Genomic DNA, 24,101 nt, shown 5'->3' with positions numbered 1-24,101 from the left:
TTGATGGCTGCAGTCTAGGGAGAGCGACAGCGCCGCCCAACGAAGAAAAGCTGATTTCGATATCCACAAAACGGATAAAGCCGGCCCGCGTCATCGGCGCGGCCGGCTTCAGGAAGGGACACCCCGGCGACTTACTTCTTGCCGTACACCTGGTCGAAGCTGCCGCCGTCGGCGAAGTGCTTCTTCTGCGCCGCCTGCCAGCCGCCAAAATCGTCGATCCTGATCAGCTTGAGCTTGGGAAAGCGCGCCAGGTCCTTCGGGTCGGCGAGTTCCGGTTTGATCGGCCGGTAGTAGTTCTTGGCAGCGATCTTCTGCCCCTCGGCCGAATACAGGTACTCGAGATAGGCGGTCGCCACCTTGGTCGTGCCGCGCTTCTCGGTCACGCCATTGACCACCGTCACCGGCGGCTCGGCAAGGATCGAGAGCGACGGCACGACGATCTCGAACTTGTCCGGGCCGAGTTCGTTGATCGACAGGAAGGCTTCGTTCTCCCAGGCCAGCAGCACGTCGCCGATGCCGCGCTGGACGAAGGTGTTGGTCGCGCCGCGGGCGCCGGAGTCGAGCACCGGCACGTGCTGCAGCAGGTCCTTGACGAAGGCCTGGGCCTTGGCTTCGCTACCGTACTTCTTCAGCGCGTAGCCCCAGGCGGCCAGGTAGTTCCAGCGCGCCCCGCCGGAAGTCTTCGGGTTCGGCGTGATCACTTCGACGCCCGGCTTGATCAGGTCGTCCCAGTCCTTGATCCCCTTCGGGTTGCCCTTCTTGACCAGGAAAACGATGGTCGAGGTGTAGGGCGAGCTGTTGTGCGGCAGGCGCTTCTGCCAGTTGGCGGGGAGCAGCTTGCCGTTCGAAGCCTGGGAAATTGCATCGATGTCGTAGGCCAGCGCCAGGGTGACGACGTCGGCTTCCAGGCCGTCGATCACCGCCCGCCCCTGCTTGCCCGAGCCGCCGTGCGACTGCTTGACCGAGACATCCTGGCCGGTCGTCGCCTTCCAGTGCTTGGCGAAGGCGTTGTTGAACTCGACGTACAGTTCACGCGTCGGATCGTAGGAGACGTTGAGCAGCGTGCTCTGCGCCTGGGCCAGGCCGGCGAACAGCGCGCCGGCGAGCAGCGCGTAACGGATGATTGAGTGCTTCATGATTCACTTCCTCGCTTGAACTAAGTGAATCCACTCTAAATGCCGGCTGCCGGCGCCAAAAATAATAAAAACTGCGTTGCTTATACGCGCCCGCCTCACTCGGGCAGGCGCGTCGCCAGCACCTCGTCGACGCGGTTCTTTTCCATGTCCATGACCTCGAAATGCCAGCCGGCCCAGTCGAAGGCTTCGGTCTTGCGGGGAATCCGCCCGAGCTGGACGATCACGAAACCGCCGACGGTGTGGTAGTTGCCCAGTTCCTCTTCCGGCAGTTCGCCGATGCCGAGCAACTGCTTCATCTCGTCGATCGGCAGCAGGCCGTCGAGCAGCCAGCTACCGTCGTTGCGCTGTATCGCCAGCGGCGACTCGACGGCGCCGGAGAGGACGTCGCCGACGACGGTGCCCATCAGGTCGGACAGGGTGACCAGCCCTTCGGTGGCGCCGAACTCGTTGGAGACCAGCGCGATCTGCGTCTGGTTGGCCTTGAAGAATTCGAGCAGGCCGATCAGCGACAGGCTGCCCGGCACGTACTGCAGGGGCTGCAGCGCCAGCTTGCCGAAGTCGAGTTCGCGCTCGGAGAGCAGTTCGCGCAGCAGGTCACTGCTATCGACAAAGCCCAGTGCGTTGCCAAGGCCGCCCTTGCTGACCAGGTAGCGCGACACGGTGCGTTCGCGCAGCAACTCGATGTTCGCTTCGTGCGCAGCACTCAGGTCGAGGCAGGCGATGTCGGCGGCCGGCGTCATGATCGCCGCCACCTTCCGGTTATCGAGGCGGAAGACGTTGCCGAGAATTTCGCTTTCGGTCTGGTCGAGGTCGCCGTGCTTGCGCCCGGCTTCGATCAGGAAGCGGATCTCGTCGGCCGCCGTCGCTTCCGCCGACCCCTTGAGCGGGAAGAACTGCAGCAGCCAGTCGGCGGTTTTCGAAACGACCGAAACCAGCGGCCGGGTCAGGCGGATCAGGAAGGCGATCAGGCCGGACAGCGCCTCGGCGACGGCTTCCGGGTGGGCCAGCGCCAGCCGCTTCGGAATCACCTCGCCGAAAACCAGCGAGAAGAAGGTGATGACGATCACCACCAGGGCGAGCGCCAGCGCATAGGCCGGCCCCGCCGTCAGCCCGAAGCCGAGCAGCCAGGCCTCGACGCGCGGCACCCAGAGCGCCTCGCCATAGACGCCGGAGAGCATCGCCAGCGCGGTGATGCCGAGCTGTGTCGTGCCGAGCAGACGGCTGGCGTTCTGGCGGAAGCCGATGACCACCGCCGCTGCCGCCTTGCCCTGCTCGGCGCGGATCGCCAGATGGGTATTGCGGCTGGCGCCGATCGCCATCTCGGCCATGGCGAGCAGGCCACAGCCCAGAATCAGGAAGACCAGAATCCAGATTTCCATCATCCTTGAAACCTCAGTTGGACGCGCTTGGAAGATTCGCCGCCGCTCTGCGCCGGCAACCGATGCCTACTCTACACCAACGCGCAAGGCCGGCAGTGGCGCGGCGCCGCTGGCATTCCCGCTCATCCGGCTGCCGTTCGGCCGACGCCAGGGAATACGGCGCGCCACCTGGCATCCGGCCGGCTCAGGGAATGAATGGCAGTTGCAGGCCCGCCGTGTCGCCGGCGCCACCGCCGACTGCCAGGCAGGCCTCGCGGAACAGGCGGCCGGCGAGGCCGGGGTGGCGGCTGCGCTGGCGGACGAAGTAGAAGTGCCGGCGCAGGTCGAACTGCGGCGTCGGCAGCTCGACCAGGCTGCCGCGCCGGAAGGCTTCGCGCAGCGCCAGGCGCGACAGGCAGCCGAGGCCGATGCCGGATTCGACGGCGCGCTTGATCGCCTCGGTGTGCTCGAGTTCGAGCGCCAGCCGGAACGCCGGCAGGCGGCTGCCGATGCAACGGTCGAACTGGCTGCGCGTGCCCGACCCCGGTTCGCGCAGGACCCAGGACTGTTCGCCCAGAGTCGCGCTGTCGACCGCCGGGCGGCCGGCCAGCGCGTGCCCCGGCGCGCAGAAGACGACCAGTTCGTCGGCCAGCCAGGGCTCGACCAGCAGGTCGGGATGCGCCACTTCGCCCTCGATCAGGCCGAAATCGCAGTCGCCCCGCAGCAGGCGGCCGGCGACGGTTTCCGAATTGGCCACCTGCAGGCTGACCGGCGAATCCGGGTAGCGGCGCATGTAATCGACGACGATCAGCGTCGCCAGGTAGTTGCCGATGGTCAGCGTCGCCCCCACCGCCAGCGGCCCGGGACGGCCGCCGCCGAGGTAGTCGTCGACCTCGCCGGCCTGCGCCAGCAGCGACTCGGCCAACGCCAGCAGGCCGCGGCCGCTGCTGTTCAGGTGCAGGCGCTTGCCGACGCGGTCGAACAGCGGACAGTCGTAGGCCCGCTCCAGCTCGACCAGCGCACTGCTCGCCGCCGACTGCGACAGCGCCAGCCGCCCGGCGGCGAGCGAAACGTTTTCGCTGCGGGCGATGGCGACGAAGATTTCGAGCTGGCGCAGGCTGAACTTCATATCGATTTCATCAATAACGAATAGAAAAATTATCCGCTTTTGTTTCAAAGCCACCAAGCCTAAGCTGCACTCACTTCCTCCCTGCCTGCCGCCGACCATGAGCAACTTCAACCGCGAAACCGTCCTTTCCGTCCATCACTGGAACGACAGCCTGTTCAGCTTCCGCACCACGCGCGACCCCGGCCTGCGTTTCATCAACGGCCAGTTCGTGACCATCGGCATGGAGGTGAACGGCCGCCCGCTGATGCGCGCCTACAGCGTCGCCAGCGCCAACTACGAGGAACACCTCGAGTTCTTCAGCATCAAGGTCCCGGACGGCCCGCTGACCTCGCGCCTGCAGCACCTGCGCCCGGGCGACGAGCTGCTGGTCAGCCGCAAGCCGACTGGCACGCTGGTGCTGCGCGACCTGAACCCGGGCAAGCGCCTGTTCCTGTTCGCCACCGGCACCGGCCTGGCGCCGTTCATGAGCCTGATCCACGATCCCGAGATGTACGAGCGCTTCGAGAAGATCATCCTCATCCACGGCGTCCGCTGGACCAGCGAACTGGCCTACCACGACTACATCGAGAACGACCTCAGGGAACACGAGTACCTGGGCGAGGAAATCCGCGACAAGCTGATCTACTACCCGACCGTGACCCGCGAGCCCTTCCGCAACGAGGGCCGGCAGACCGACCTGATCCTCTCCGGCAAGCTGTTCGCCGACCTCGGCATCGCACCGCTCGACCCGGCCACCGACCGCGGCATGATCTGCGGCAGCCCGGCGATGCTCAGGGAAATCTCGGCCATGCTCGACGGCTTCGGCTTCCACATCTCGAAGCACATCGGCGAGATGGGCGACTACGTGATCGAGCGCGCCTTCGTCGAGCAGTAAGCGGGGCCGGCCTCAGGCCGGCGGGTCGTCGGCGTAGCCGTGCTCGGCCTCCAGCTCGGCGGTGAAGCTGGCGACCAGCGCGGCGCGCCCGGCGCGCGTCGCAATCCGTTCGAGCAGCGCGGCGAAAGCCGCGTCGTCGATGTTGCCTTCGGCGCGATTGACCGCCAGCACCTGGACCAGAAATTCGATGTTCTCGCGGTCCTCGGCATCGCCCGGCTGGCGGCCCAGCGCGGCGGCGAGCGCGCCGGCCAGCGAATTGCCGGCCGGTTTGGCATCGGCCGCCGGCACGTCGGCGTGCGCCGCCTGGACGATGCGCTGCAGGTCGGGATGTCCTTCGGGTAGGGTCTTTTCCATGGAATGCGCCTTCGGTTGCAATCAGACAGTTGGCGACGTGAAGCGTCAGTGGCTGCGCCCGCAGCGCGCGGGCGGCTTCGGCGCCGGCGCCGTCATTGTGCCGGAAATGACGAAGGGCGGGCCACCCGGACCCGCCCTTCTCTCTTTAGGCTAAGACCTGTCTCAGACCGGCTCGAACAGCATGGTCGCCGCCGCGGTATTCGAGATCGGGATGTGGAAGTTGGAATGCACCACCCGCACCGCGCCCGGCACGGTGCCGCGGGCGACCAGCCAGTTGAGCAGCTCGACGCCTTCGTTGCCGGTCTGCTCGACCAGGTCGACGTCGGAGAACTGGGTGGCCCAGGTCGGGTCGTTGACCATGCTGTCCATGAACTTGAGGTCGAATTCCTTGTTGATGAAGCCGGCACGCTCGCCTTCAAGTTGGTGCGACAAGCCGCCGGAGCCGATCACCAGGACCTTGGCGTCTTCCGGGAAAGCCGCGATGGCGCGGCCGATCGCCTCGCCCAGCCGGTAGCAGCGACGCGCCGACGGCAGCGGGAAGAGCACGGTATTGACGCAGACCGGGACGCTCTTCACCGGCCACTTCTGTTCCGGCCAGAGCAAGGCCATGGGCAGCGTGAAGGCGTGGTCGACCAGCATTTCCTGGCAGGCGACCATGTCGAAATCGTCGCGCACCAGGCTGTCGCGGATGTGCCAGGAAAGGTCTTCGGCGCCCGGAAAGCTCGGCATCGTCGGAATGCCCCAACCTTCGTCCTCGCTGACGTATTCCGGCGCGGTGCCGATGGCGAAGGTCGGCTGCTTGTCGAGGAAGAAATTCAGGCCGTGGTCGTTGTAGCAGGACACGACAATGTCCGGCTTGACCTGGTCGAGCCATTCGCGGATCGCCGGGAAGCCGTCAAAGAAGGGCTTCCAGTACGGGTCCTGCTGGAGGTTGAGATGGATCGCCTTGCCCAGTGCCGGCACGTGCGAAGTGGTCAGGATGCCTACGATTTTTGCCATGATTCAGTTCCCCGCCGCGACCAGTTTGGCCTTGAAATCTTCCTTGCTCATCCCCGTCTGCAGGGCGCCGATGTCCTGCATGTCGAGGCCCAGGACGCCGCCGGCCAGCTTGCCGAGGAAATAGACGCCGCCGCCGACGCGGATCAGCGCCAGCACGTCGCGGCCGAGGATGGCCTGGGTCTGTTCCTGGCTGAGGCCGAACTTGCGGCAATAGGCGGCTTCGTCGCTGACGAACTCGTCGCGGTTGGCCTTGCTGTTGAACGAATAGCACATCTTGTTCAGCGCATAACCGCGACGGGCGGCCTCGTGATCGAAGATCGGTGCGCCGGGAATCGTTCGCTTCGGCGGACGAATGCTCATGTTGCGTCTCCTGTAAGTGTTGTGAATCGCTGCTTGCTGAGGGACTGCGATAACCCTTAGCCCGAGAGGGATTCTCCATCCGGCGAACAACAAAATAAATAGATTGCTTATAATGCAATTCATGAACGATTTCGATTATTTGGACCTCGACGGAAAACTGCTGCGCCTGCTCATCGCCGTCCATGAAGAAGGCTCGGTGACCCGCGCCGCGCTGCGCCTGGGCGTCACCCAGTCGGCGGTCAGCCACATGCTCGACAAGCTGCGCGGCATCGTCGGCGATCCGCTGTTCGTCAAGTCCGGCCGCTCGGTGGTCGCCACCGCCCAGGCCGGGGCGTTGGTCGCCGAGGCGCGCGAACTGCTCGACCGCCTGCACCAGTTCGGCAGCAAGGCCGGCTTCACCCCGGCCAGCCTCGAACGGACACTGACCATCGCCGCCAACGACCTGCAGCGCGACCTGCTGTTGCCGGCGCTGTTCGGGCTGCTCAAGGAAGAGGCGCCGGGAATCAGCCTGCGCGTCATTCCGTCCAACATCCCGAGCGCCGAACTGCTGCGCTCGGACCGCTGCCAACTGGCCATTTCGCCGCGCCCGCCGGAAGGCGCCGACATCCTGCAGCGCCGGCTGTTCAACGACAGCTACGCGGTCTTCTTCGACCCGGCAGTACGCCCGCCCCCCGCCGACCTCGCCGACTACCTGGCGGCCGAGCACATCACCGTGGTTTATGAGCCGCAACGCAACCTGGATATCGACGACCATCTGAAAAGCCGCGGCATCCAGCGCCGCTTCGCCGTCAGCGTCGCCAGCTTCGGCGGCATCCGCGCCTTTCTCAAGGGCTCGAACTACCTGGCGACCCTGCCGCATCGCCTGGGCGGCAACCAGCTAGCCGGTTTCGCCCGCACCGCAACGCCCTTCGCCTGCCCGGAGATGCCGATGTACGCGATCTGGCACCAGCGCTACCAGCACGACCCGATGATGCGCTGGCTGCTCGACAAGCTGTACCGGGTCAGCCAGGGGCTCGAGCCGACCGCCTGAGCAGCGCCAGGCTGCCGGGCAGCAGGAACAGGCCGAGCGCGCCGACCACCGGCAGCACGCCGAGCAGCGAGGCCAGCGCGCCGGCAAGCAGGCCGCCCAGCGCATCGAAGCCGAAGCGGGTCGAACCGAAGATCGAGATCACCCGGCCGCGCAATCCTTCCGGCGCGAGCTGCTGCAGCCGCGTATTGGCGGCAATGTTGGTGGCGCCGATGCCGGCGCCGATCAGGCAGACCATGGGTAGCGCCAGCGCCAGGCTGCCGACGTAGCCGGCCAGCGCAAAACCGAGCAGGCCGACGGCGGCAAGCGCGCAACTGCCGATCGCGAAATCCGGCCGGATTTCGCTCCTTGCCCGGGTCGACAGATAGAGCGAGGCGACCAGCGCGCCGGCGCCGCCCATGCCGAGCAGCCAGCCCAGCGACTGGGCGCTGCCGGCGAACACTTCCTTGGCGAAAACCGGCATCAGCACGACGTAGGAGGACGCGGTGACATTGACCATCGCCACCGCCAGCAGGGCGACCCTGGCGTCTACGGTGCTACGGACGAAGGCGGCGACCTCGACCAGCGCGCTGGCGGTCTTCAGGCCGTGCTGCCGGGGAATCTCGGCGCGGATGGCGAGCACCGCCGAAATCGGCCCCAGGTAGGACAGGGCGTTGATCAGGAAACACAGACTTTCGGGAGCGACGGCAAGGAGCAGCCCGGCGACCGGCGGGCCGATCAGGCGCCCGCTATGCACCACCGCGGCATTGAGCGCGACGGCGTTGGGCAGCGTCGTCCGGTCATCGACCAGATAGAGCAGCAGGCTCTGCCGGGTCGGCAGGTCGAAACTGTTGAGGATGCCGAGCAGGCCGGCGAGCAGCAGCAGGTGCCAGACGGCGACCGCGTCGAAGAAGACCAGCCCGGCCAGGACCAGGGCCTGCGCGGCAAACACGCACTGCAGGCCGATCATCAGGCGGCGCCGGTCGTAGCGGTCGATCATCACACCGGCGAGCGGCGCCACCACCAGTTGCGGCGCCTGCGACAGGAAGGCGGTCAGCCCGAGCAGGACCGGCGAACCGCTGATCCGGTACACCAGCCAGGACATGGCGACAGCCTGGATGAAGGTACCGAGGACGGAACAGATCTGGCCGTAGAAATAGCGCCGGAAATTCGGCTGGCCGAGCGCCGGCGCGCGGTCGACGATACGGCTGGCGAGGCCCGCCGCGCTCATTCCGGGAAGCGCTCGGTGTCGATTTCGGCCAGCGTCGCCGCGTTGTAGCGCGGACCGCTGACGGTATGCCGGTTGATCAGTGCGTCGAGGCGGTCGATCAGGTCGCTCCCCAGGCTGACCCGGGCGGCGCCGAGGTTGTCGGCGAGATGCGCCGGCGAACGGGTGCCCGGAATGACCAGCGTATGCGGCTGCCGGTGCAGGACCCAGGCCAGCGCCAGTTGCGCCATGCTGCAGCCGGCTTCGGCGGCGATGGCGCGGTAGCCGTCGAGCAGACGCCGGTTGCGCGCGTAGTTGTCGGGCGCAAAACGCGGCATCGCCAGGCGCAGGTCGCCGGGCGAAAGTTGCGCCGCCGGGTCGTTGAGCTCGCCGCCGAGGAAGCCGCGCGCCAGCGGACTGAAGGCGACGAAAGCGGCGCCGATCTCGCGGCAGATTTCGAGAACGGCGATTTCCGGCTCGCGCGACCAGAGCGAATACTCACTCTGCACGGCGCTGACCGGATGTACGGCGTGCGCCCGGCGCAGGGTTTCGGCCGACACCTCCGAGAGACCGATCGCGCGGATCTTGCCAGCCGCAACAAGGTCGGCCAGGGCGCCGACGCTGTCCTCGATCGGCACCTTGAAGTCGCGCCGATGCAGGTAGTAGAGGTCGATCACCTCGGTCTGCAGACGCTGCAGGGCGGCGTCGCAGGTCGCCTTGATGGTTGCCGGGCGACCGTCGATCACCCGCTTGCCATCGACCCCGGTCATGCCGCACTTGCTGGCCAGCACGAAACGCTGCCGGTGCGGGCCAAGGACTCGGCCGAGCAGACTCTCGTTGGCGCCGAAGCCGTACAGCGCGGCGGTGTCGAAGAAATCGACCCCGCTGTCGAGCGCCTGCAGCAGCAGGGCGGCCGCCGCCTCGGCGCTCGGCGGCTGGCCGTAGGCGTGGCTCAGGTTCATGCAGCCGAGGCCGATGACCCCGACCTCGAACGGCCCGACTTTTCTCTTCAGCACGCTCAACCCCGCTTAAGCAGCAAGCTGCTTTTCCAGCTCGCCGAGCACCCGGTAGCAATCGAAGACCTTGCCGACCGAGGCGTTCGGCTCGCGGCCCTCGCGGATCGCGGCGAAGAATTCGCGGTCCTGGAGTTCGATGCCGTTCATCGACACATCGACCTGCGAAACGTCGATCTTCTCTTCCTTGCCGTTGTAGAGGTCGTCGTAGCGGGCGATGTAGGTACCGCTGTCGCCGATGTAACGGAAGAAGGTGCCGAGCGGCCCGTCGTTGTTGAAGGACAGCGACAGCGTGCAGATCGCGCCGTTGGCGGCCTTGAGCTGGATCGACATATCCATGGCGATGCCCAAGGTCGGGTGGATCGGCCCCTGGATGGCGTTTGCCTTGACGATAGGCGAACCGCATTGGTAGGCGAAGAGGTCGACCGTGTGGGCGGCGTGGTGCCACAGCAGATGGTCGGTCCAGCTGCGCGGCTGGCCGAGCGCGTTGATGTTGCTACGGCGGAAGAAATAGGTCTGCACGTCCATCTGCTGGATGTTGAACTCGCCGGCCGCGATCTTCTTGTTCACCCACTGGTGGCTGGGGTTGAAGCGACGGGTGTGGCCGACCATCGCCACCTTGCCGGCCGCCTTCTGGGCATCGACCAGCGCCTGCGCGTCGGCCCAGGAATCGGCCATCGGAATTTCGACCTGGACATGCTTGCCGGCCTGCAGGCAGGCGATCGCCTGCGCGGCATGAACCTGGGTCGGCGTGCACAGGATCACCGCGTCCACCTCGGGCAGCGCCAGCGACTGCGCGAGGTCGGTGGCGACGTGCGGAATGCCGTACTGGGCGGCAACCTTGGCGGTCTGCTCGGGATCGCGACCGATCACCGAAACGACCTCGACATCGGCGATGTTCTTGATGGCGTCGAGATGCTTGATGCCGAATGCGCCGGGACCGGCCAGCGCGACCTTGATGGTTTGTTTCATGGGTTCTCCAGAATCAGATGGCCGACGGCGGTGTTCGACGCCGGTACATGATAAAAGCGTTTTCTGAGTACGGGCTTGGGTCCGCCCGCGATATCGGCCATCGCCCCGCGGGCGATCAGCCACATCACCAGTTCGATGCCTTCGGAGCCGGCTTCGCGCACGTAGTCGATGTGCGGCAGTTGGGACAGCCCGGCGGGATCGTCGATCAGCCGGTCGAGGAAACGATTGTCCCAATCCTTGTTGATCAGGCCGGCACGCGCCCCCTGCAACTGGTGGCTCATGCCGCCGGTGCCCCAGATTTGAACGTTCAAATCCTCGTCGAAGGATTCGACCGCGCGGCGGATCGCCTGGCCGATCTGGAAGCAGCGCCGGCCGGCCGGCACCGGGTACTGCACGACATTGACCGCGAACGGGATGACCTGGCACGGCCAGGCCTCGGGCTGCCCGAACATCAACGACAGCGGCACGGTCAGGCCGTGGTCGACGTCCATCTTGTTGACCAGGGTCAGGTCGAAATCGTCCTGGATCACCGATTGCGCGATATGCGCGGCGAGTTCAGGATGGCCGTAGACGGTCGGCACCGGCCGCGGCCCCCAGCCTTCGTCGGCCGGCTTGAACTCGCTGCCGGTGCCGAGCGCGAAGGTCGGGATCAGGTCGAGCGAGAAGGCGGTTGCGTGGTCGTTGTACACCAGGAAGACGACGTCCGGCTTCTGCTCGGCGATCCATTCTTTGCCGAAGTCGTAACCGGCGAACACCGGTTGCCAGTAGTCCTCGCCGGTCTTGCCGAGGTCGAGCGCGGCGCCGATCGCCGGCACGTGCGAGGTATAGACGGAGGCGGTGATGCGGGCCATTTATGCGTTTCCTTTCTTGCCGGCCGCGCCCTGCGGCTGGTGCTGCGGCTGGGCGTCGCCATCCTCGCCGAGGCGGCGGTTGCCGTCGGCCGAGCGGCCGCCGGCCAGCATCATCGCCCGGTATTCGTCTTCGCTCATGCCGGTCATCGAGCCGGCCATCTGCTGGAAGCTCTTGCCGTCGGTGGCGCCGATCTTGGCCAGGAAGTAGATGTTGCCGCCGGTGCGCATGCACCAGTTGAGATCGCGCGCCAGCACGGCCTGCTTCTGTTCTTCGCTCATCGGCCAGGCGTCGAGGTAGGCGCGCTCGTCGGCCTTGAAGCGGGCGCGGTTCTCGGCCGACATCAGCGACATGCAGAACTGGTTGAGCCAGTAGCCCTTGCGCGACTGCTCGGCGTCGAAAATGATCGTGCCGGGAATGTCCTGGTAGGGTTTGTCGAGCGCCATCGCTCAGAGCTCCTCGGGCCAGTAAAGGCGCATCGGGTTGGCCACCAGCAGCTTTTGCTGCAATTCGGCGGTCGGCGCGATGTGCGGGATGAAATCGACCAGCAGGCCGTCGTCCGGCATGTGGTCCTTGAGATTCGGGTGCGGCCAGTCGGTTCCCCACAGCACGCGGTCGGGAAACTCCTCGACGACGCGGCGGGCGAAGGGCACGACGTCGGCGTAGGCATTGCGTTCACCGGCGAGCGCCTTGGGGCCGCTCAGCGACAGGCGCTCGGGACAACTGACCTTGCTCCAGACGTTCGGATTGTCGCGCATGAACTTCAGGAAGAGTTCGAATTCCGGGCCGTCGACCGGCTTGCCGACGTCGGGCCGGCCCATGTGGTCGACGACGACGGTGGTCGGCAAGGCGGTGAAGAAATCCCACAGTTCCGGCAGATCGACCGCCTCGAAATAGATCACGACATGCCAGCCAAACCTGGCGATGCGGCCGGCGATTTCCAGCAGTTCATCCTTCGGCGTGAAATCGACCAGGCGCTTGACGAAATTGAAGCGCACGCCGCGCACGCCGGCGTCGTGCATGGCCTGCAACTCCTCGTCGCTGACGCTGCGGCGCACGGTGGCGACGCCGCGCGCCTTGCCGCCGCTATGGATCAGCGCGTCGAGCATGGCCCGGTTGTCGGCGCCGTGGCAGGTGGCCTGAACGACGACGTTGCGAGCGAAACCGAGGTGGTCGCGCAGCGCGTAGAGCTGCTGCTTCGAGGCATCGCAAGGCGTGTACTTGCGTTCCGGGGCGTAGGGGAATTCGGCGCCGGGGCCGAAGACGTGGCAGTGCGCGTCGACCGCGCCGGCCGGCAGCGTGAAGGCGGGCTGGCTCGGGCCGGCGTACCAGTCGAGCCAGCCGGGGGTCTTGGTGAATTCCATGATTTCCTTGGGCGTCGGTGCGTTCATGTTCAGTCGATGTACTTGAGGCCGGCCTTGGCCAGCGGTTCGCGCAGCGCGTACATGTCGAGCCCCAGTTCGCCGGCGGCGAAACGGGCGCGCTTGGCGGTCTCGTTGTTCTCGCGCGCTTCGGCGGCGTCGGCCACCTGCTGGGCGAGGGCGGCCGGCACGACGACGACGCCGTCGTCGTCGGCGATCACCACGTCGCCGGGATTGACGATGGCACCGGCGCAGACCACCGGGATGTTGACCGAGCCGAGCGTCGCCCGCGTGCAGCCCTTGGCGTGGATCGCCCGACTGAACACCGGGAAGCCCATCGCCGTCAGGTCCTTCACGTCGCGCACGCCGCCGTCGATGATCAGGCCGACGGCGCCACGCGATTTATAGGAAGTGGCGAGCAGGTCGCCGAAGAAGCCGTCGGTGCTGTCGGCGGTGCAGCCGGCGACGCAGACATCGCCCGGTTGCAGTTGTTCGGCGGCGACGTGCAGCATCCAGTTGTCGCCGGGCTGCAGCAGGACGGTCACCGCCGTGCCGCACAGGTGGGCGCCGGCGTAGATCGGGCGAATCGTCGGCTTCATCAGGCCGACCCGTCCCATCGCTTCATGGATGGTGGCGACACCGAAACGCGACAGTTTTTCAACGGCGGCGCGCTCGGCACGCTGGATGTTGCGGTTGACGATGCCAAGCTGGTTCATCGGTTGGGTCATGGTGTTCTCCTCAGCGGCCGCGGGCCTTCAGGGCGGCATCGAGCCGCGGATAGACGCGGCGGGCGTTGCCTTCGTAGATCATGTAGCGCTCTTCGGCGGTCAGGTCGGCGGCCTCGATGTAGCGCTTGGTGTCGTCGTAGTAATGGCCGGTCTGCGGATCGATGCCGCGCACGGCGCCGATCATCTCGGAAGCGAACAACACGTTCTTGACCGGGATGACGCGGGTCAGCAGGTCGACCCCCGGCTGGTGATAGACACAGGTGTCGAAGAAGACGTTGTTGAGCAGGTGTTCGTCGAGCAGCGGCTTCTTCAGCTCCTGCGCCAGGCCGCGGTAACGCCCCCAGTGGTAGGGCGCGGCGCCGCCGCCGTGCGGGATGACGAACTTCAGGGTCGGGAAGTCTTTGAACAGGTCGCCCTGGATCAACTGCATCACCGCCGTCGTGTCGGCGTTGATGTAGTGTGCGCCGGTGGTGTGGAAGCAGGCGTTGCAACTGGTCGATACGTGGATCATCGCCGGGATGTCGTACTCGACCATCTTTTCGTAGATCGGGTACCAGTGGCGGTCGGTCAGCGGCGGGCTGGTCCAGTGGCCGCCCGACGGATCGGGATTGAGGTTGATGCCGACAAAACCGTATTCCTTGACGCACTTTTCCAGCTCGGCGATGCAGGTCTTCGGATCGACACCCGGCGACTGCGGCAGCATGGCGGCGCCGATGAAGTTGTCCGGGAACAGCTCGGCAACGCGGAAGCACAGCTCGTTGCAGATCGCCGCCCAGGTCGCCGAGGTCTGGTAGTCGCCGATGTGGTGGGCCATGAAGCTGGCGCGCGGGCTGAAGATGGTGAGGTCGGCGCCGCGTTCCTTCATCAGCTTGAGCTGGTTCTGTTCGATGGTCTGGCGCAGGTCGTCGTCGCTGATCTGCAGTTCGCTGAGCTTGGGCGCCAGCGCCGGGTCCTTGAGGCTGGCGACCTGGCGATTGCGCCATTCTTCCAGCGCCTTGGGCGCCGTCGTGTAGTGGCCGTGGATGTCGATGATCATGCCGTTTTCCTTTTCGTTCGTTGTCGTCCGTCGTGCACCGGCTGCCCGGCGCCGCAGTGATTTCAGGAAAGGATTCTGCGCAAGCCCCCGGCCACTGAACAGGAAAGGCCCCGACTAGCTGCTATGCCTTTTCGTTATGAAAGAGGCGAAATTTGCAAAAAACCCGTGTTCCGCCAGTTTGCAGTGACGGAACACGGGCCGCAGGCGATGCCGGAAGCGGCGATCAGAACATGTGCGTGATGCCGGCGGCGAGCATCTTGACGTCCTTGCCGGCATCCGGCGCGGTCGCCCAGATCCCGGAAGTGCCGTTGCGCTCGTTGTCTTGCCAGGAGAGGCCGGCATAGGCGATGGTGCGCTTGCTCAGGTTGTGCGTGTAGGCCAGCGAGAAGCCCTGCGAATCCGCCTTTTTCTGGGTATTGACCGAGGAAGCGGAGTAGACGGCATGCACGGTGCCCTTGGCGGATACCGGCACTTCCACCCCGACGCCCCAGATCTTGTTGGCCGAGAGATCCATGAACTTGTCGCGCTGATACGTCGCCTTCGCCTTCAGCACGCCGAAATCGTAGGCGACGCCAAGGTTCTGGCTCTTCACTTCGAGATCGTCGTAGCGCACCACCGTCGTCCCCGGCGGGAAGCCGGCACCGCGCGCGAAGGCCAGCGAACTCAGGGTCAGCGTGGCGTTGCCATGCCCATCGATATTGTCGAAGACGGCGCCGACCGACAGCGGACCGTTGTCATAGTACAGCCCGAGCTGGGCGGTCTCGAGGCGACCATTGCCGGCGGCGGCCTCCTCGATCGGGCGGGCATAGTTCACGTCGAAACGGAAACCGGCAAACGCTGGCGACTTGTAGGCGATGACGTTGGAGAGGCGAATATCGCCGACTGGATTGATCCGGCTGCCGGCGGCCATCGCGTTGTTGCCGGTGACGTCGAAGGCGGAGGCCCCGAGCACCGTGTATCTGACCGCCCAGTCGAAGGCCGTGGTGTTCATGCGGCCGAAAGCGACGGTCCCGAAGTTGCCACTCAGGCCGAGCAGTTGCTGGCGGGCCGGGCCGGAGGTGCTGCCCTGGACGCCGGCCGCATCGCTGCGGTAGTTGCCGCCGATCCCTTCATTGAGATCGACGTTGAGCCGGTACTCGAGCACGAAGTTGACCTTCAGCCCGTTGCCGAGATCCTCGCTACCCTTGAAGCCGAGACGCGAGGTGCGCAGCAGGCCGCTATCGACCTTGTTGCGCCGCTCCTTGCCGCCGGCATCGATGCTGGCGACACCGATATCGAAGATGCCGTAGACCTGGACATTCTCCTGCGCCATAACCGGTCCGCAAAGCGCGGCGGGCACTGCCAGGGCGATGATTTTCTTTTTCAATTGAGTACTCCTCCTCAAACAAATTGACCTTCCGCAGCACGGAAAGCATCGGCGAATGACATTCGCCCTCCTCCTCAGCTTGCCGGACGGATTCCGGCAAGCTGCACGGCGCCCCGCCGCGACTGCCCAGGCAGCCCGCAGCGAGAGTCGCAATGTTCCTTGTCGTTCAGGACTGGCTGGTGACCGGGACCGCCGGCGCCTCGTCCGGCTCCACGTCGGCGACGGACTTTTCCGGGTGCGAGGCGTTCTTGACGAACAGGGCGATCGCGGCGATCACGCCGGGAATCGCCAGCACCGCGAAAATCTGCGCGAAATCGAAGTGGCGACGTTGCAGTTCGGCGACCAGGAAGGGCGCCGCGACGGCGCCGATGCGGCCGATCGCCATCATCCAGGCGACCCCGGTGGCCCGTCCGGCGGTCGGGTAGAAAGCCGCGGCCAGCGCCGGCATGCTGGTCTGCGTGGTGTTCATCACGGCACCACCGACGAAGACCATGACCACCAGCCAACCGAGGTTGCCGGCGACCTGGCCGATCGCATAGACGCAGGCGGCGGTGATCAGGTAACCGATCATGATCACGCGGTTGGCGTTGAACTTGTCCATCAGCAGGCCGAAGGCGATGGCGCCGACCCCGCCGAGCGGGAACAGCGAGGTGACGAGCAGCGCCGTCTGCGGTTCGAGCCCGGCATCCTTCAGCAGGATCGGCATCCAGTTGATCAGCGCGTAGAAAATCACGATGCCCATGCCGTAGGTCAGCCACAGCATCGCCGAACCGACGACATAGGAGCGCGACAGGATCAGCGCGACGCCGGACTTGCCCTGATCGTTGGCCACCTTGGCGACGACGGTTTCACCGAGCACGAAGCGCTCCGCCTTGCCGATGCTCGCCGAGATGCGCGCCAGCACGGCACGGATACGCTCGGCGGGAGCGCCGCGAGCGACCAGGTAGCGCACCGATTCCGGCAACGCGAACAACATGAACAGGGCGAGCACGATCGGCAGCGCGCCGCCGAGTTCGAGCACGCTACGCCAGCCCCAGTGGGGAATCATCCAGGCGGCGAGGAAGCCGCCCAGCGCGGCACCGAGCGGGAAACCGGTGAACATCGCACTGGTCAGGACGGCCCGCCGACGGGTCGGCGCGAACTCGCTGGCCAGCGTCACCGCCAGCGGCATCGCGGCGCCCAGGCCGAGGCCGGTGACGAAACGCCAGATGACCAGCTCGTCGAGGTTGCCGGACGTCGTCGACGCCAGGCTGGCGACACCGAACAGGGCAACCGCGCCGGTGAGCAGGTACTTGCGGCCGAAACGGTCGGCAAACGGGCCGATCAGCACGGCGCCGACGGCCAGGCCGGCGAGCGCGGCGCTCAGCACCGGCGCCAGTTGCGGCTTGGCGATCCCCCACTCCTTCAACAGCGACGGGGCGATGTAGCCGATGGCAGCGGTATCGAAACCATCGAGCAGGATGACCAGGAAGCTGACGGCGAAGACCAGCCACTGGAAGCGTGAAAACTTGTTGTCGTCGATGAACTGCTGGACATCGAGCGCTCGGTTCTGAGTTGTCATGAAAGTCTCCTCCGCCTTGGTTGGCGGTCTGTTATGTCGAAATTGCTGCTATTCCTTCCCTGGCCAGACCTCCGCTGGCACCATCACCTCGCCGCGCATGATCAGCCGCGCCGTGCGCAACAGCGCGGCACGGCGGACGTTCTGCGGGTTTTCCGGGTCGAGTTCGAGCTCGACGCTGAATTCGCCGGTCGGATGCTCGACCGAGATCTTTTTGCTGTGGCCGGCCGGGACGACGGCGATGCCGGCGGTCACCGAACCGTTGAGGACACAGGCGGTGCCAACGGTCACTGCCGCCAGGACGCCGATCGCGTCGTGGCAGACATGCGGGATGAAGCTGCGCGTCGCGATGCTGCCGCCCGCCTGCGGCGGCGCGACCAAGGTCATCTTCGGGTAGTTCTTGGCGCTGACGTCGCCCAGCCCCATCGCCTCGCCGCAGGCCAGGCGCAGGCGTTCGATGCGCGCTTTCAGCGGCGCATCGGCGTTGAGTTCGGCGACGCTCTCGTAACCGCTGCAGCCGACGTCGGCGGCGCGCAGGATGACGAGCGGCATGCCGTTGTCGATGCAGGTGACCTCGATGCCGTCGATCGTGTCGCGCACCTTGCCGGTCGGCAGCAGACCGGAGCAGACCGAACCGGCGGTATCGAGGAAGTTGATCGTAATCGGCGCCGAACTGCCCGGCACCCCGTCGATGTGCGCGGCGCCGGCGTAATTGACGCGGCCGCCCGGGGTTTCGACGGTGATGTCGCACTGCATGCCGGTATTGAGCGTCAGCACGCGCAGCGTCGTCGTTTCCCCCAGTGCGGCGACCATGCCGGTTTCCAACGCGAAGGGCACGACCGCGGCCAGCATGTTGCCGCAGTTGGGCGTCGTATCGACGCTGTCCTTCTCCGGCTGCAACTGGGCGAACAGGAAATCGAGATCGACGCCGGCGGTCTGGCTGGGACGAACGATGCCGACCTTGCTGGTCAGCGGATTGGCACCGCCCAGACCGTCGATCTGGCGCTTGTCGGGCGAGCCCATGACCGCCAGCAGCACGCGGTCGCGGCTGGCGATGTCGGCAGGCAGATCGGCTTCCCGGAAGAAGGGGCCGCGCGAGGTGCCGCCGCGCATGAACAGGGTTTTGATCGGAGTTTGCATGGAAATCATTGTGTACTTCGCTTTTCCGGCGGAACAGGAAAGGGAACGACTAGCAGCTATACGCTTTCGTTATGGGGGCGGTCCCCCAAAGCGCCGCCCCTGGCCTCGCCCAGCCCTTCCGGGATTCCATGCAATCCTTCAATTTCCTCTCCTGGCCTGGGTTTTCGGGCGCCACCCCGGTTTCACCCGGGGCTCCGCAATGACAAGTAATTGAGTCAGTTCGTTATCAGGAACCCTGACACAAAGGCGATGTTACGCCATTACTCGTAAAACACAATGGTGAAATGCTCCACTAATCAGTAATTTTTAGCCTCGCATCCGGGGCGGCGGACGCCGACCTGTCGCCCCGCGCGGCAGACGAAAAAAAGCCGGCTCGGCGATGAGACGCCGAGCCGGCAAGCTGGGACCGGAAAAGCGTCCCGGTTTCCAGAGGAGCAGAGAAATCAGCGTATGGCAGCGACCAGTTGCGGCACCGCTTCGAAGAGATCGCCGACCAGGCCGTAATCGGCGACCTGGAAGATCGGCGCATCCGGGTCCTTGTTGATGGCGACGATCACTTTCGAATCCTTCATCCCGGCCAGGTGCTGGATGGCGCCGGAAATGCCGATCGCGAGATAGAGATCGGGCGCGACGATCTTGCCGGTCTGGCCAACCTGATAGTCGTTCGGTACGAAGCCGGCATCGACGGCGGCGCGGGAAGCGCCGAGCGCGGCGCCGAGCTTGTCGGCCAGCGGCTCCAGGAGGGCTCGGTAGCTCTCGCCACTACCCAGGCCGCGACCGCCGGCGACGATGGTGCTGGCCGCAGCGAGTTCGGGGCGTTCGGACTTGCTCAGTTCGCGGCCGAGCAGCGCGCACTGCGCCGTGTCGTTGGCGTTGGCGACGTTCTCGATGGCCGCGTTACCAGCGCTGGCGACCGGGTCGAAGGCGGTCGTGCGCACCGTGACGACCTTGACCGGATCGGCGCTCCTGACCGTGGCCAGGGCATTGCCGGCGTAGATCGGGCGCACGAAGGTATCAGCCGAGTCGACGCCGACGATCTCGGAAATCTGCGCCACGTCGAGCAAGGCGGCGACGCGCGGCAGCAGGTTCTTGCCGAAGGTGGTGGCGGGCGCCAGGAGGTGGCTGTAGCCGGCAGCCTGGGCGAGCACCAGGGCGCTCAGGTTTTCCGCCGTCTGGCTTTGGTAATGCGCGGCGTCGGCGAGGCGGACCTTGGCCACGCCCTGCAGGCTGGCCGCCTGGCGGGCGACGGCAGCGCAATCGGCCCCGGCAACCAGCACATGGATTTCGCCGCCGATCCTGCTGGCGGCAGCCACGGTATTGAGGGTGGACGCCTTGAGCTGGGCGTTGTCGTGTTCGGCAATGACGAGAATGCTCATGATCAGATCACCTTGGCTTCGTTCTTCAGCTTGGCCAGCAGTTCGGCGACGTCCGCCACCTTGACCCCGGCGCTGCGCGAAGGCGGTTCGGCGACTTTCAGGGTGCGCAGGCGCGGCGTCACGTCGACGCCCAGTTCGGCGGGCGTCTGCGTGGCAAGCGGTTTCTTCTTCGCCTTCATGATGTTGGGCAAGGTCGCGTAACGCGGTTCGTTCAGGCGCAGGTCGGTGGTGATCACCGCCGGCAGCGCGAGCTGCAGCGTTTCCAGGCCACCGTCGATTTCCCGGGTGACCGTGGCCTGGCCGTCGGCGATTGCGATCTTCGAGGCAAAAGTCGCCTGCGGCCAGCCGGCGAGCGCGGCCAGCATCTGGCCGGTCTGGTTGGCGTCGTCGTCGATCGCCTGCTTGCCGCAGATCACCAGTTGCGGCTGTTCCCGGTCGCACAGGACTTTCAACAGCTTGGCGACGGCCAGCGGCTGCAGTTCGGCATCGCTATCGACCAGGATGGCGCGGTCGGCGCCGATGGCCAGCGCCGTGCGCAGGGTTTCCTGGCAGGCAGCAACGCCGCAGGAGACGGCGACGACCTCGCTGGCGATGCCGGCTTCCTTGAGCCGGACCGCCGCCTCGACGGCGATTTCGTCGAAGGGATTCATGCTCATCTTGACGTTGGCCAGGTCGACGCCGCTGCCATCCGCCTTGACGCGGATCTTGACGTTGTAGTCGACGACCCGTTTGACCGGGACCAGTATCTTCATGGCTTTCCTTCCGTGGAATGGTAGCGACCCAGACCGAGCAGGCGCATCGCGTTCTGCTTCAGGATCAGCGGCGCGACTTCCGGCCGGAAGCCGGCCTTCGCGAAATCGGCCAGCCAGCGGTCGGGGGTGATCAGGGGAAAATCGGAGCCGAACAGGATGCGATCCTTGAGCAGCGTGTTGGCGTACTGCACCAGTTGCGGCGGGAAATAGCGCGGCGACCAGCCGGAAAGGTCGATCCAGAGGTTCGGCTTATGCAGGCACAAGGACAGCGCCTCGTCCTGCCAGGGCCAGCTGGGGTGGGCCATGACGATCTGCATGTCGGGGAAATCGATGGCGACGTCTTCGAGCAGCATCGGGTTGGAATTGCCGACGCGCAGCCCGCCGCCGGCGCGCATGCCGCTGCCGATGCCGGAATGGCCGGTATGGAAGATCGCCGGCAATTGGTACTCGGCAATCACCTCGTAGAGCGGCCAGGCGAAACGGTCGTAGGGCTGGAAGCCCTGCACCGTCGGGTGGAACTTGAAGCCGCGCACGCCGTATTCCTCGATCAGCCGCCGCGCCTCGCGGGCGCCCATGACGCCCTTGTGCGGATCGATGCTGGCGAAGGCGATCATCAGGTCGGCGTTGGCCCGCGCCGCCTCGGCGATTTCCTCGTTGGGAATGCGCCGGCGACCGATCTGCGCCTCGGCGTCGACGGTGAACATGACCAGGCCGATCTTGCGTTCGCGGTAGTAGGCGACGGTCTCGGCAATGGTCGGCCGGCGATCCGAACCGAAATACTTGTCGGCGGCGCGGTCGAATTCGTCGCCAAAGGGGTCGTGGCCCTGGCAGCACGAGACTTCGGCGTGCGTATGGAAATCGATGGCAATCAGCTCGTCGCAATTCATCGCGCCTTCCCCTGATTCAGAAAACGGTCGATCCGCCCGGCGACTTCCGACCCGGTCTGGGTCAGCGCCGCCGTCAGCGATTCGACGAAAAAGCCGTTGCCGGCGCTCAGCTCGGCAATGCGCGGCAGCGCCGAGACGATCGCCCAGTTGGCCAGGCTGGCGTTTTCCAGCACTTGCCGCGCCAGCGCCTCGGCCCGGGCCGGGGCTTCGCCGGGGCCGACCAGGTAGTGCGAGAGGCCGAGGCGGGCGCCTTCCTCGGCGTCGAGCCGGCGCCCGGTCAGCATCATCTCGCCCATGCGGTCGGCGCCGATCAGACGGGCAATGCGCACCGAGCCGCCGCCGCCGACGAACACCCCGTGGCGCCCTTCCGGCAACTGGTAGAAGGTAGTGCTGTCGGCGACGCGGACGTGACCGAGCGCCGCCAGTTCGAGACCGCCGCCGATCACCGCGCCGGACAGCGCGACGACGATCGGCAAACCGCTTTCCTGGAGCCGGCTGAACAGCCGCTGCCAACGCTGCGAGATGGCGAACACCGCCTGCGCATCGCGCGCCCGGTGTTCGGCGAGGTCGAGACCGGCACAGAAATGCGGCCCCTGGCCGGCGATCAGGATCGCCCCGGCGCTCTCCGGCAGGTCGTCGACCGCCCGCTCGATCGCGCCGAGCAGCGCGCTGTCGATCGCGTTGCGCTTGGCCGGCCGCGCCAACGTCAGGCGCAGCAGGCGGTCGCTGAAGTCGACGTCGAGCATGGGCGTTTCAACCGGCGATCAGGAAAGGGTCCTGACCGGCGTACAAGGCATCGATCAACTCGGCGCGGCGGGTCAGCACCGCGCGCTGGTTGATCGAGCCCTTGTCGGTGACTTCGCTGTGGTCGATCGACGGCAGGGTTTCGAGCAGGCGCAGCCAGGCGATGCGGTTGGCCGAGCCGGTCGCCGTGCGGTTGAGGCGCGTCAGCAGGCCGGCGAAATGCTCGCGCACCTTCGGGTGGGTCATCACCGCGAAGAGGTCGGCATCGTCGCCGAGACCGGCCAGTTGCCGGCACTCGGGAACCCGCGCGAAAACCAGCACGCCGATCTCGTCGCGGTTCATGCCGGCGACGACGATGTCCTGGACGTAGGGCGCGCCCTCAGTGATCACCTTGGCGCGCAGCGGCCCGACGCTGACGAAGGTGCCGGACGAGAGCTTGAAGTCCTCGGCGATGCGGCCGTCGAAGACCATGCCCAGTTCGGGCCGGGCTTCGTCGACGAACTTCAGCGCGTCGCCGGTGCAGAAATAGCCGTCGGCGTCGAACACCGCCCGCGTCTGCTCGGCATTGCGCCAGTAGCCGGGCATCACGTGCGGGCCGCGCATGCGCGCCTCCAGCTTGCCGTCGGTCGGCACCAGCTTGACCTCGCAGCCGGGCGCCGGCAGGCCGACGTAGCCGGCACCGATGACGCCGCCAGTGGAGAACAGGCAGGACGGCGAAGTCTCGGTCATGCCGAGGCCGACCATCATCCGGATGCGGTGCCCGCAATGCGCTTCGGTGACGCGGTCGAGGCGGTCCCAGGCGGCTTGCGAGAGGCCGGCGCCGGCGAAGAAGAAGAGCTTGAGTTTGGCGAAGAAGACCTCGCGCAACTCGGCGTCGTGCTCGAGGACGACGGTCAGGTCTTCCCAGGCCTTGGGCACGTTGAAATAGACGGTCGGCGAAATCTCGCGCAGGTTGCGCAGGGTTTCGGCGAAGCGCTTGGGCGTCGGCTGGCCGTCGTCGATGTAGAAGCTGCCGCCGTTGTAGAGCGCGATGCCGACGTTGTGGCTGCCGCCAAAGGTGTGGTTCCAGGGCAGCCAGTCGACCAGTACCGGCGGTTCTTCGGCGAACACCGGGAAGGTCTGCAGCAGCATCTGCTGGTTGGCGCAGAGCATGCGCTGGGTCGTCGTCACCGCTTTCGGCAGCTTGGTCGAGCCGGAGGTGAACAGGAACTTGGCGATGGTGTCGGGGCCGACCGCGGCGTTGGCGGCATCGACCGTGCTCGGCTCGACCTGCAGCAGTTCGGCAAACGGAATGCTGGCGCGCTCGGACAATTCTCCTTTGCCGAGAACGACAGTGACGTCACTGTCGACCGCGCCGGCGATCGCCCGGGCGAAGGGCTCGCCGGCGGCGGCATAGACGACGCTCGGGGTGACCGTGCCGACGATGTGGCGCAGCTTGCCGAAGTCGGTGGCGACCAGCGAATAGGCCGGCGACACCGACGAATACGGAACGCCGGCATACATCGCACCGAGCATCAGCTGGATGTGTTCGAGGTCGTTGCCGGACAGCACCAGCAAGGGCCGGTCGACGCAGACACCGTGGTCGAGCAGCCACTGGCCGATGCGCCGCGCGCGCTGGAGCATGTCGCCGTAGCCGATGCGGATCCACTCGCCGTCCGGACCGCGGGCGGCCATCAGCGTGCGCTCTGGGAAATCGCGGGCGCCGTCGACCAGGCGGTCGGTCAGACGCGGCGGGTAATCGCCGAGCGCTTCGAGCGGCCGGATATGCCAGACGCCGTCGGCGTCGTGCTGGATTTCGGGGGGCGGATGGCCGATGCTGACCGGGCGGAAATCACTGTCGATGACGGTTTGGAATGCTGGGTTGTTCATGTTGTCTCCTCATTTTTTTCTGTGGGT

Annotated in this window: 24 protein-coding genes; 2 read left to right on the top strand and 22 right to left on the bottom strand. The window is 66.2% G+C overall.

Annotation, left to right across the window (positions count from 1 at the left end; genetic code table 11):
- Positions 1-131 precede the first annotated feature (131 nt).
- The 3 genes from ACLIIZ_RS02745 to ACLIIZ_RS02735 form a co-directional block, all read right to left on the bottom strand.
- Positions 132-1,136 (bottom strand): sulfate ABC transporter substrate-binding protein, encoded by a 1,005-nt coding sequence (locus ACLIIZ_RS02745; RefSeq protein WP_416690665.1) that lies wholly within the window; start codon positions 1,134-1,136, stop codon positions 132-134.
- 95 nt (positions 1,137-1,231) lie between these two features.
- Positions 1,232-2,515: a hemolysin family protein gene (locus ACLIIZ_RS02740; protein WP_416690664.1), complete on the bottom strand. Its 1,284-nt coding sequence runs from the start codon at positions 2,513-2,515 to the stop codon at positions 1,232-1,234.
- A gap of 184 nt (positions 2,516-2,699) precedes the next feature.
- Positions 2,700-3,623, bottom strand: coding sequence for a LysR family transcriptional regulator (locus ACLIIZ_RS02735; RefSeq protein WP_416690663.1), 924 nt, complete (start codon positions 3,621-3,623; stop codon positions 2,700-2,702).
- Positions 3,624-3,720: 97 nt separating this feature from the next.
- Here ACLIIZ_RS02735 and ACLIIZ_RS02730 point away from each other — a divergent pair, with 97 nt between their 5' ends.
- Positions 3,721-4,497 (top strand): ferredoxin--NADP reductase, encoded by a 777-nt coding sequence (locus ACLIIZ_RS02730; protein WP_416690662.1) that lies wholly within the window; start codon positions 3,721-3,723, stop codon positions 4,495-4,497.
- 12 nt (positions 4,498-4,509) lie between these two features.
- Here ACLIIZ_RS02730 and ACLIIZ_RS02725 read toward each other — a convergent pair whose 3' ends face one another.
- The 3 genes from ACLIIZ_RS02725 to ACLIIZ_RS02715 all read right to left on the bottom strand — a co-directional run bounded on the left by ACLIIZ_RS02725 (position 4,510) and on the right by ACLIIZ_RS02715 (position 6,210).
- Positions 4,510-4,851 (bottom strand): hypothetical protein, encoded by a 342-nt coding sequence (locus ACLIIZ_RS02725; RefSeq protein ID WP_416690661.1) that lies wholly within the window; start codon positions 4,849-4,851, stop codon positions 4,510-4,512.
- Between the two features lie 162 nt (positions 4,852-5,013).
- The gene (locus tag ACLIIZ_RS02720; protein ID WP_416690660.1) at positions 5,014-5,850 is read right to left on the bottom strand and encodes a class III extradiol dioxygenase family protein; all 837 of its coding nucleotides are present in this window, start codon (positions 5,848-5,850) and stop codon (positions 5,014-5,016) included.
- A gap of 3 nt (positions 5,851-5,853) precedes the next feature.
- Complete coding sequence (locus ACLIIZ_RS02715; protein WP_416690659.1) at positions 5,854-6,210, bottom strand: protocatechuate 4,5-dioxygenase subunit alpha; 357 nt, start codon at positions 6,208-6,210, stop codon at positions 5,854-5,856.
- A gap of 121 nt (positions 6,211-6,331) precedes the next feature.
- Between ACLIIZ_RS02715 and ACLIIZ_RS02710 the strand changes: the two genes are divergently transcribed.
- Complete coding sequence (locus tag ACLIIZ_RS02710; protein ID WP_416690658.1) at positions 6,332-7,240, top strand: LysR family transcriptional regulator; 909 nt, start codon at positions 6,332-6,334, stop codon at positions 7,238-7,240.
- On the opposite strand, the gene ACLIIZ_RS02705 is transcribed toward ACLIIZ_RS02710, so the two are convergent.
- The 16 genes from ACLIIZ_RS02705 to ACLIIZ_RS02630 all read right to left on the bottom strand — a co-directional run bounded on the left by ACLIIZ_RS02705 (position 7,212) and on the right by ACLIIZ_RS02630 (position 24,074).
- Complete coding sequence (locus ACLIIZ_RS02705; RefSeq protein ID WP_416690657.1) at positions 7,212-8,447, bottom strand: MFS transporter; 1,236 nt, start codon at positions 8,445-8,447, stop codon at positions 7,212-7,214. The genes ACLIIZ_RS02710 and ACLIIZ_RS02705 overlap by 29 nt on opposite strands.
- Entirely contained in the window at positions 8,444-9,439 is a 996-nt protein-coding gene (locus ACLIIZ_RS02700) for an aldo/keto reductase (protein WP_416690656.1), read from the bottom strand. The genes ACLIIZ_RS02705 and ACLIIZ_RS02700 overlap by 4 nt, the downstream gene beginning before the upstream one ends.
- A gap of 12 nt (positions 9,440-9,451) precedes the next feature.
- Positions 9,452-10,408, bottom strand: a complete 957-nt coding sequence (locus tag ACLIIZ_RS02695; RefSeq protein ID WP_416690655.1) for a Gfo/Idh/MocA family oxidoreductase — start codon at positions 10,406-10,408, stop codon at positions 9,452-9,454.
- Positions 10,405-11,259, bottom strand: a complete 855-nt coding sequence (locus tag ACLIIZ_RS02690) for a class III extradiol dioxygenase subunit beta (RefSeq protein ID WP_416690654.1) — start codon at positions 11,257-11,259, stop codon at positions 10,405-10,407. The genes ACLIIZ_RS02695 and ACLIIZ_RS02690 overlap by 4 nt, the downstream gene beginning before the upstream one ends.
- Positions 11,260-11,703: a protocatechuate 4,5-dioxygenase subunit alpha gene (gene ligA, locus ACLIIZ_RS02685; protein ID WP_374324159.1), complete on the bottom strand. Its 444-nt coding sequence runs from the start codon at positions 11,701-11,703 to the stop codon at positions 11,260-11,262.
- 3 nt (positions 11,704-11,706) lie between these two features.
- The gene (locus tag ACLIIZ_RS02680; protein ID WP_416690653.1) at positions 11,707-12,648 is read right to left on the bottom strand and encodes an amidohydrolase family protein; all 942 of its coding nucleotides are present in this window, start codon (positions 12,646-12,648) and stop codon (positions 11,707-11,709) included.
- Between the two features lie 2 nt (positions 12,649-12,650).
- On the bottom strand, positions 12,651-13,346 hold the full coding sequence (gene ligK, locus ACLIIZ_RS02675) for a 4-carboxy-4-hydroxy-2-oxoadipate aldolase/oxaloacetate decarboxylase (protein WP_416690652.1): 696 nt from the start codon (positions 13,344-13,346) through the stop codon (positions 12,651-12,653).
- 10 nt (positions 13,347-13,356) lie between these two features.
- Positions 13,357-14,382, bottom strand: a complete 1,026-nt coding sequence (locus ACLIIZ_RS02670; protein WP_416690651.1) for an amidohydrolase family protein — start codon at positions 14,380-14,382, stop codon at positions 13,357-13,359.
- A gap of 223 nt (positions 14,383-14,605) precedes the next feature.
- Positions 14,606-15,748: a porin gene (locus ACLIIZ_RS02665; RefSeq protein WP_416690650.1), complete on the bottom strand. Its 1,143-nt coding sequence runs from the start codon at positions 15,746-15,748 to the stop codon at positions 14,606-14,608.
- A gap of 166 nt (positions 15,749-15,914) precedes the next feature.
- Positions 15,915-17,309 carry an MFS transporter gene (locus ACLIIZ_RS02660; protein ID WP_416690649.1) on the bottom strand — a complete coding sequence of 465 codons (1,395 nt, stop codon included), beginning with the start codon at positions 17,307-17,309 and terminating at the stop codon, positions 15,915-15,917.
- Between the two features lie 48 nt (positions 17,310-17,357).
- Positions 17,358-18,446 carry a 4-oxalomesaconate tautomerase gene (locus tag ACLIIZ_RS02655; protein ID WP_416690648.1) on the bottom strand — a complete coding sequence of 363 codons (1,089 nt, stop codon included), beginning with the start codon at positions 18,444-18,446 and terminating at the stop codon, positions 17,358-17,360.
- Positions 18,447-18,889: 443 nt separating this feature from the next.
- Positions 18,890-19,822 carry an electron transfer flavoprotein subunit alpha/FixB family protein gene (locus ACLIIZ_RS02650; protein WP_416690647.1) on the bottom strand — a complete coding sequence of 311 codons (933 nt, stop codon included), beginning with the start codon at positions 19,820-19,822 and terminating at the stop codon, positions 18,890-18,892.
- 2 nt (positions 19,823-19,824) lie between these two features.
- A complete protein-coding gene (locus ACLIIZ_RS02645) occupies positions 19,825-20,574 on the bottom strand; it encodes an electron transfer flavoprotein subunit beta/FixA family protein (RefSeq protein ID WP_416690646.1) in 750 nt (249 codons plus the stop codon).
- Positions 20,571-21,461 carry an amidohydrolase family protein gene (locus tag ACLIIZ_RS02640; RefSeq protein ID WP_416690645.1) on the bottom strand — a complete coding sequence of 297 codons (891 nt, stop codon included), beginning with the start codon at positions 21,459-21,461 and terminating at the stop codon, positions 20,571-20,573. The genes ACLIIZ_RS02645 and ACLIIZ_RS02640 overlap by 4 nt, the downstream gene beginning before the upstream one ends.
- Entirely contained in the window at positions 21,458-22,207 is a 750-nt protein-coding gene (locus ACLIIZ_RS02635; RefSeq protein ID WP_416690644.1) for a crotonase/enoyl-CoA hydratase family protein, read from the bottom strand. The genes ACLIIZ_RS02640 and ACLIIZ_RS02635 overlap by 4 nt, the downstream gene beginning before the upstream one ends.
- A 7-nt stretch (positions 22,208-22,214) precedes the next feature.
- A complete protein-coding gene (locus tag ACLIIZ_RS02630; protein ID WP_416690643.1) occupies positions 22,215-24,074 on the bottom strand; it encodes a feruloyl-CoA synthase in 1,860 nt (619 codons plus the stop codon).
- Between the last annotated feature and the right edge of the window lie 27 nt (positions 24,075-24,101).

Source organism: Azonexus caeni, assembly GCF_048146105.1.
Taxonomy (GTDB): domain Bacteria; phylum Pseudomonadota; class Gammaproteobacteria; order Burkholderiales; family Rhodocyclaceae; genus Azonexus; species Azonexus aromaticus_B.
Note: the sequence above shows the minus strand (reverse complement) of the source record. Positions and strands in the feature narration are given on the sequence as shown.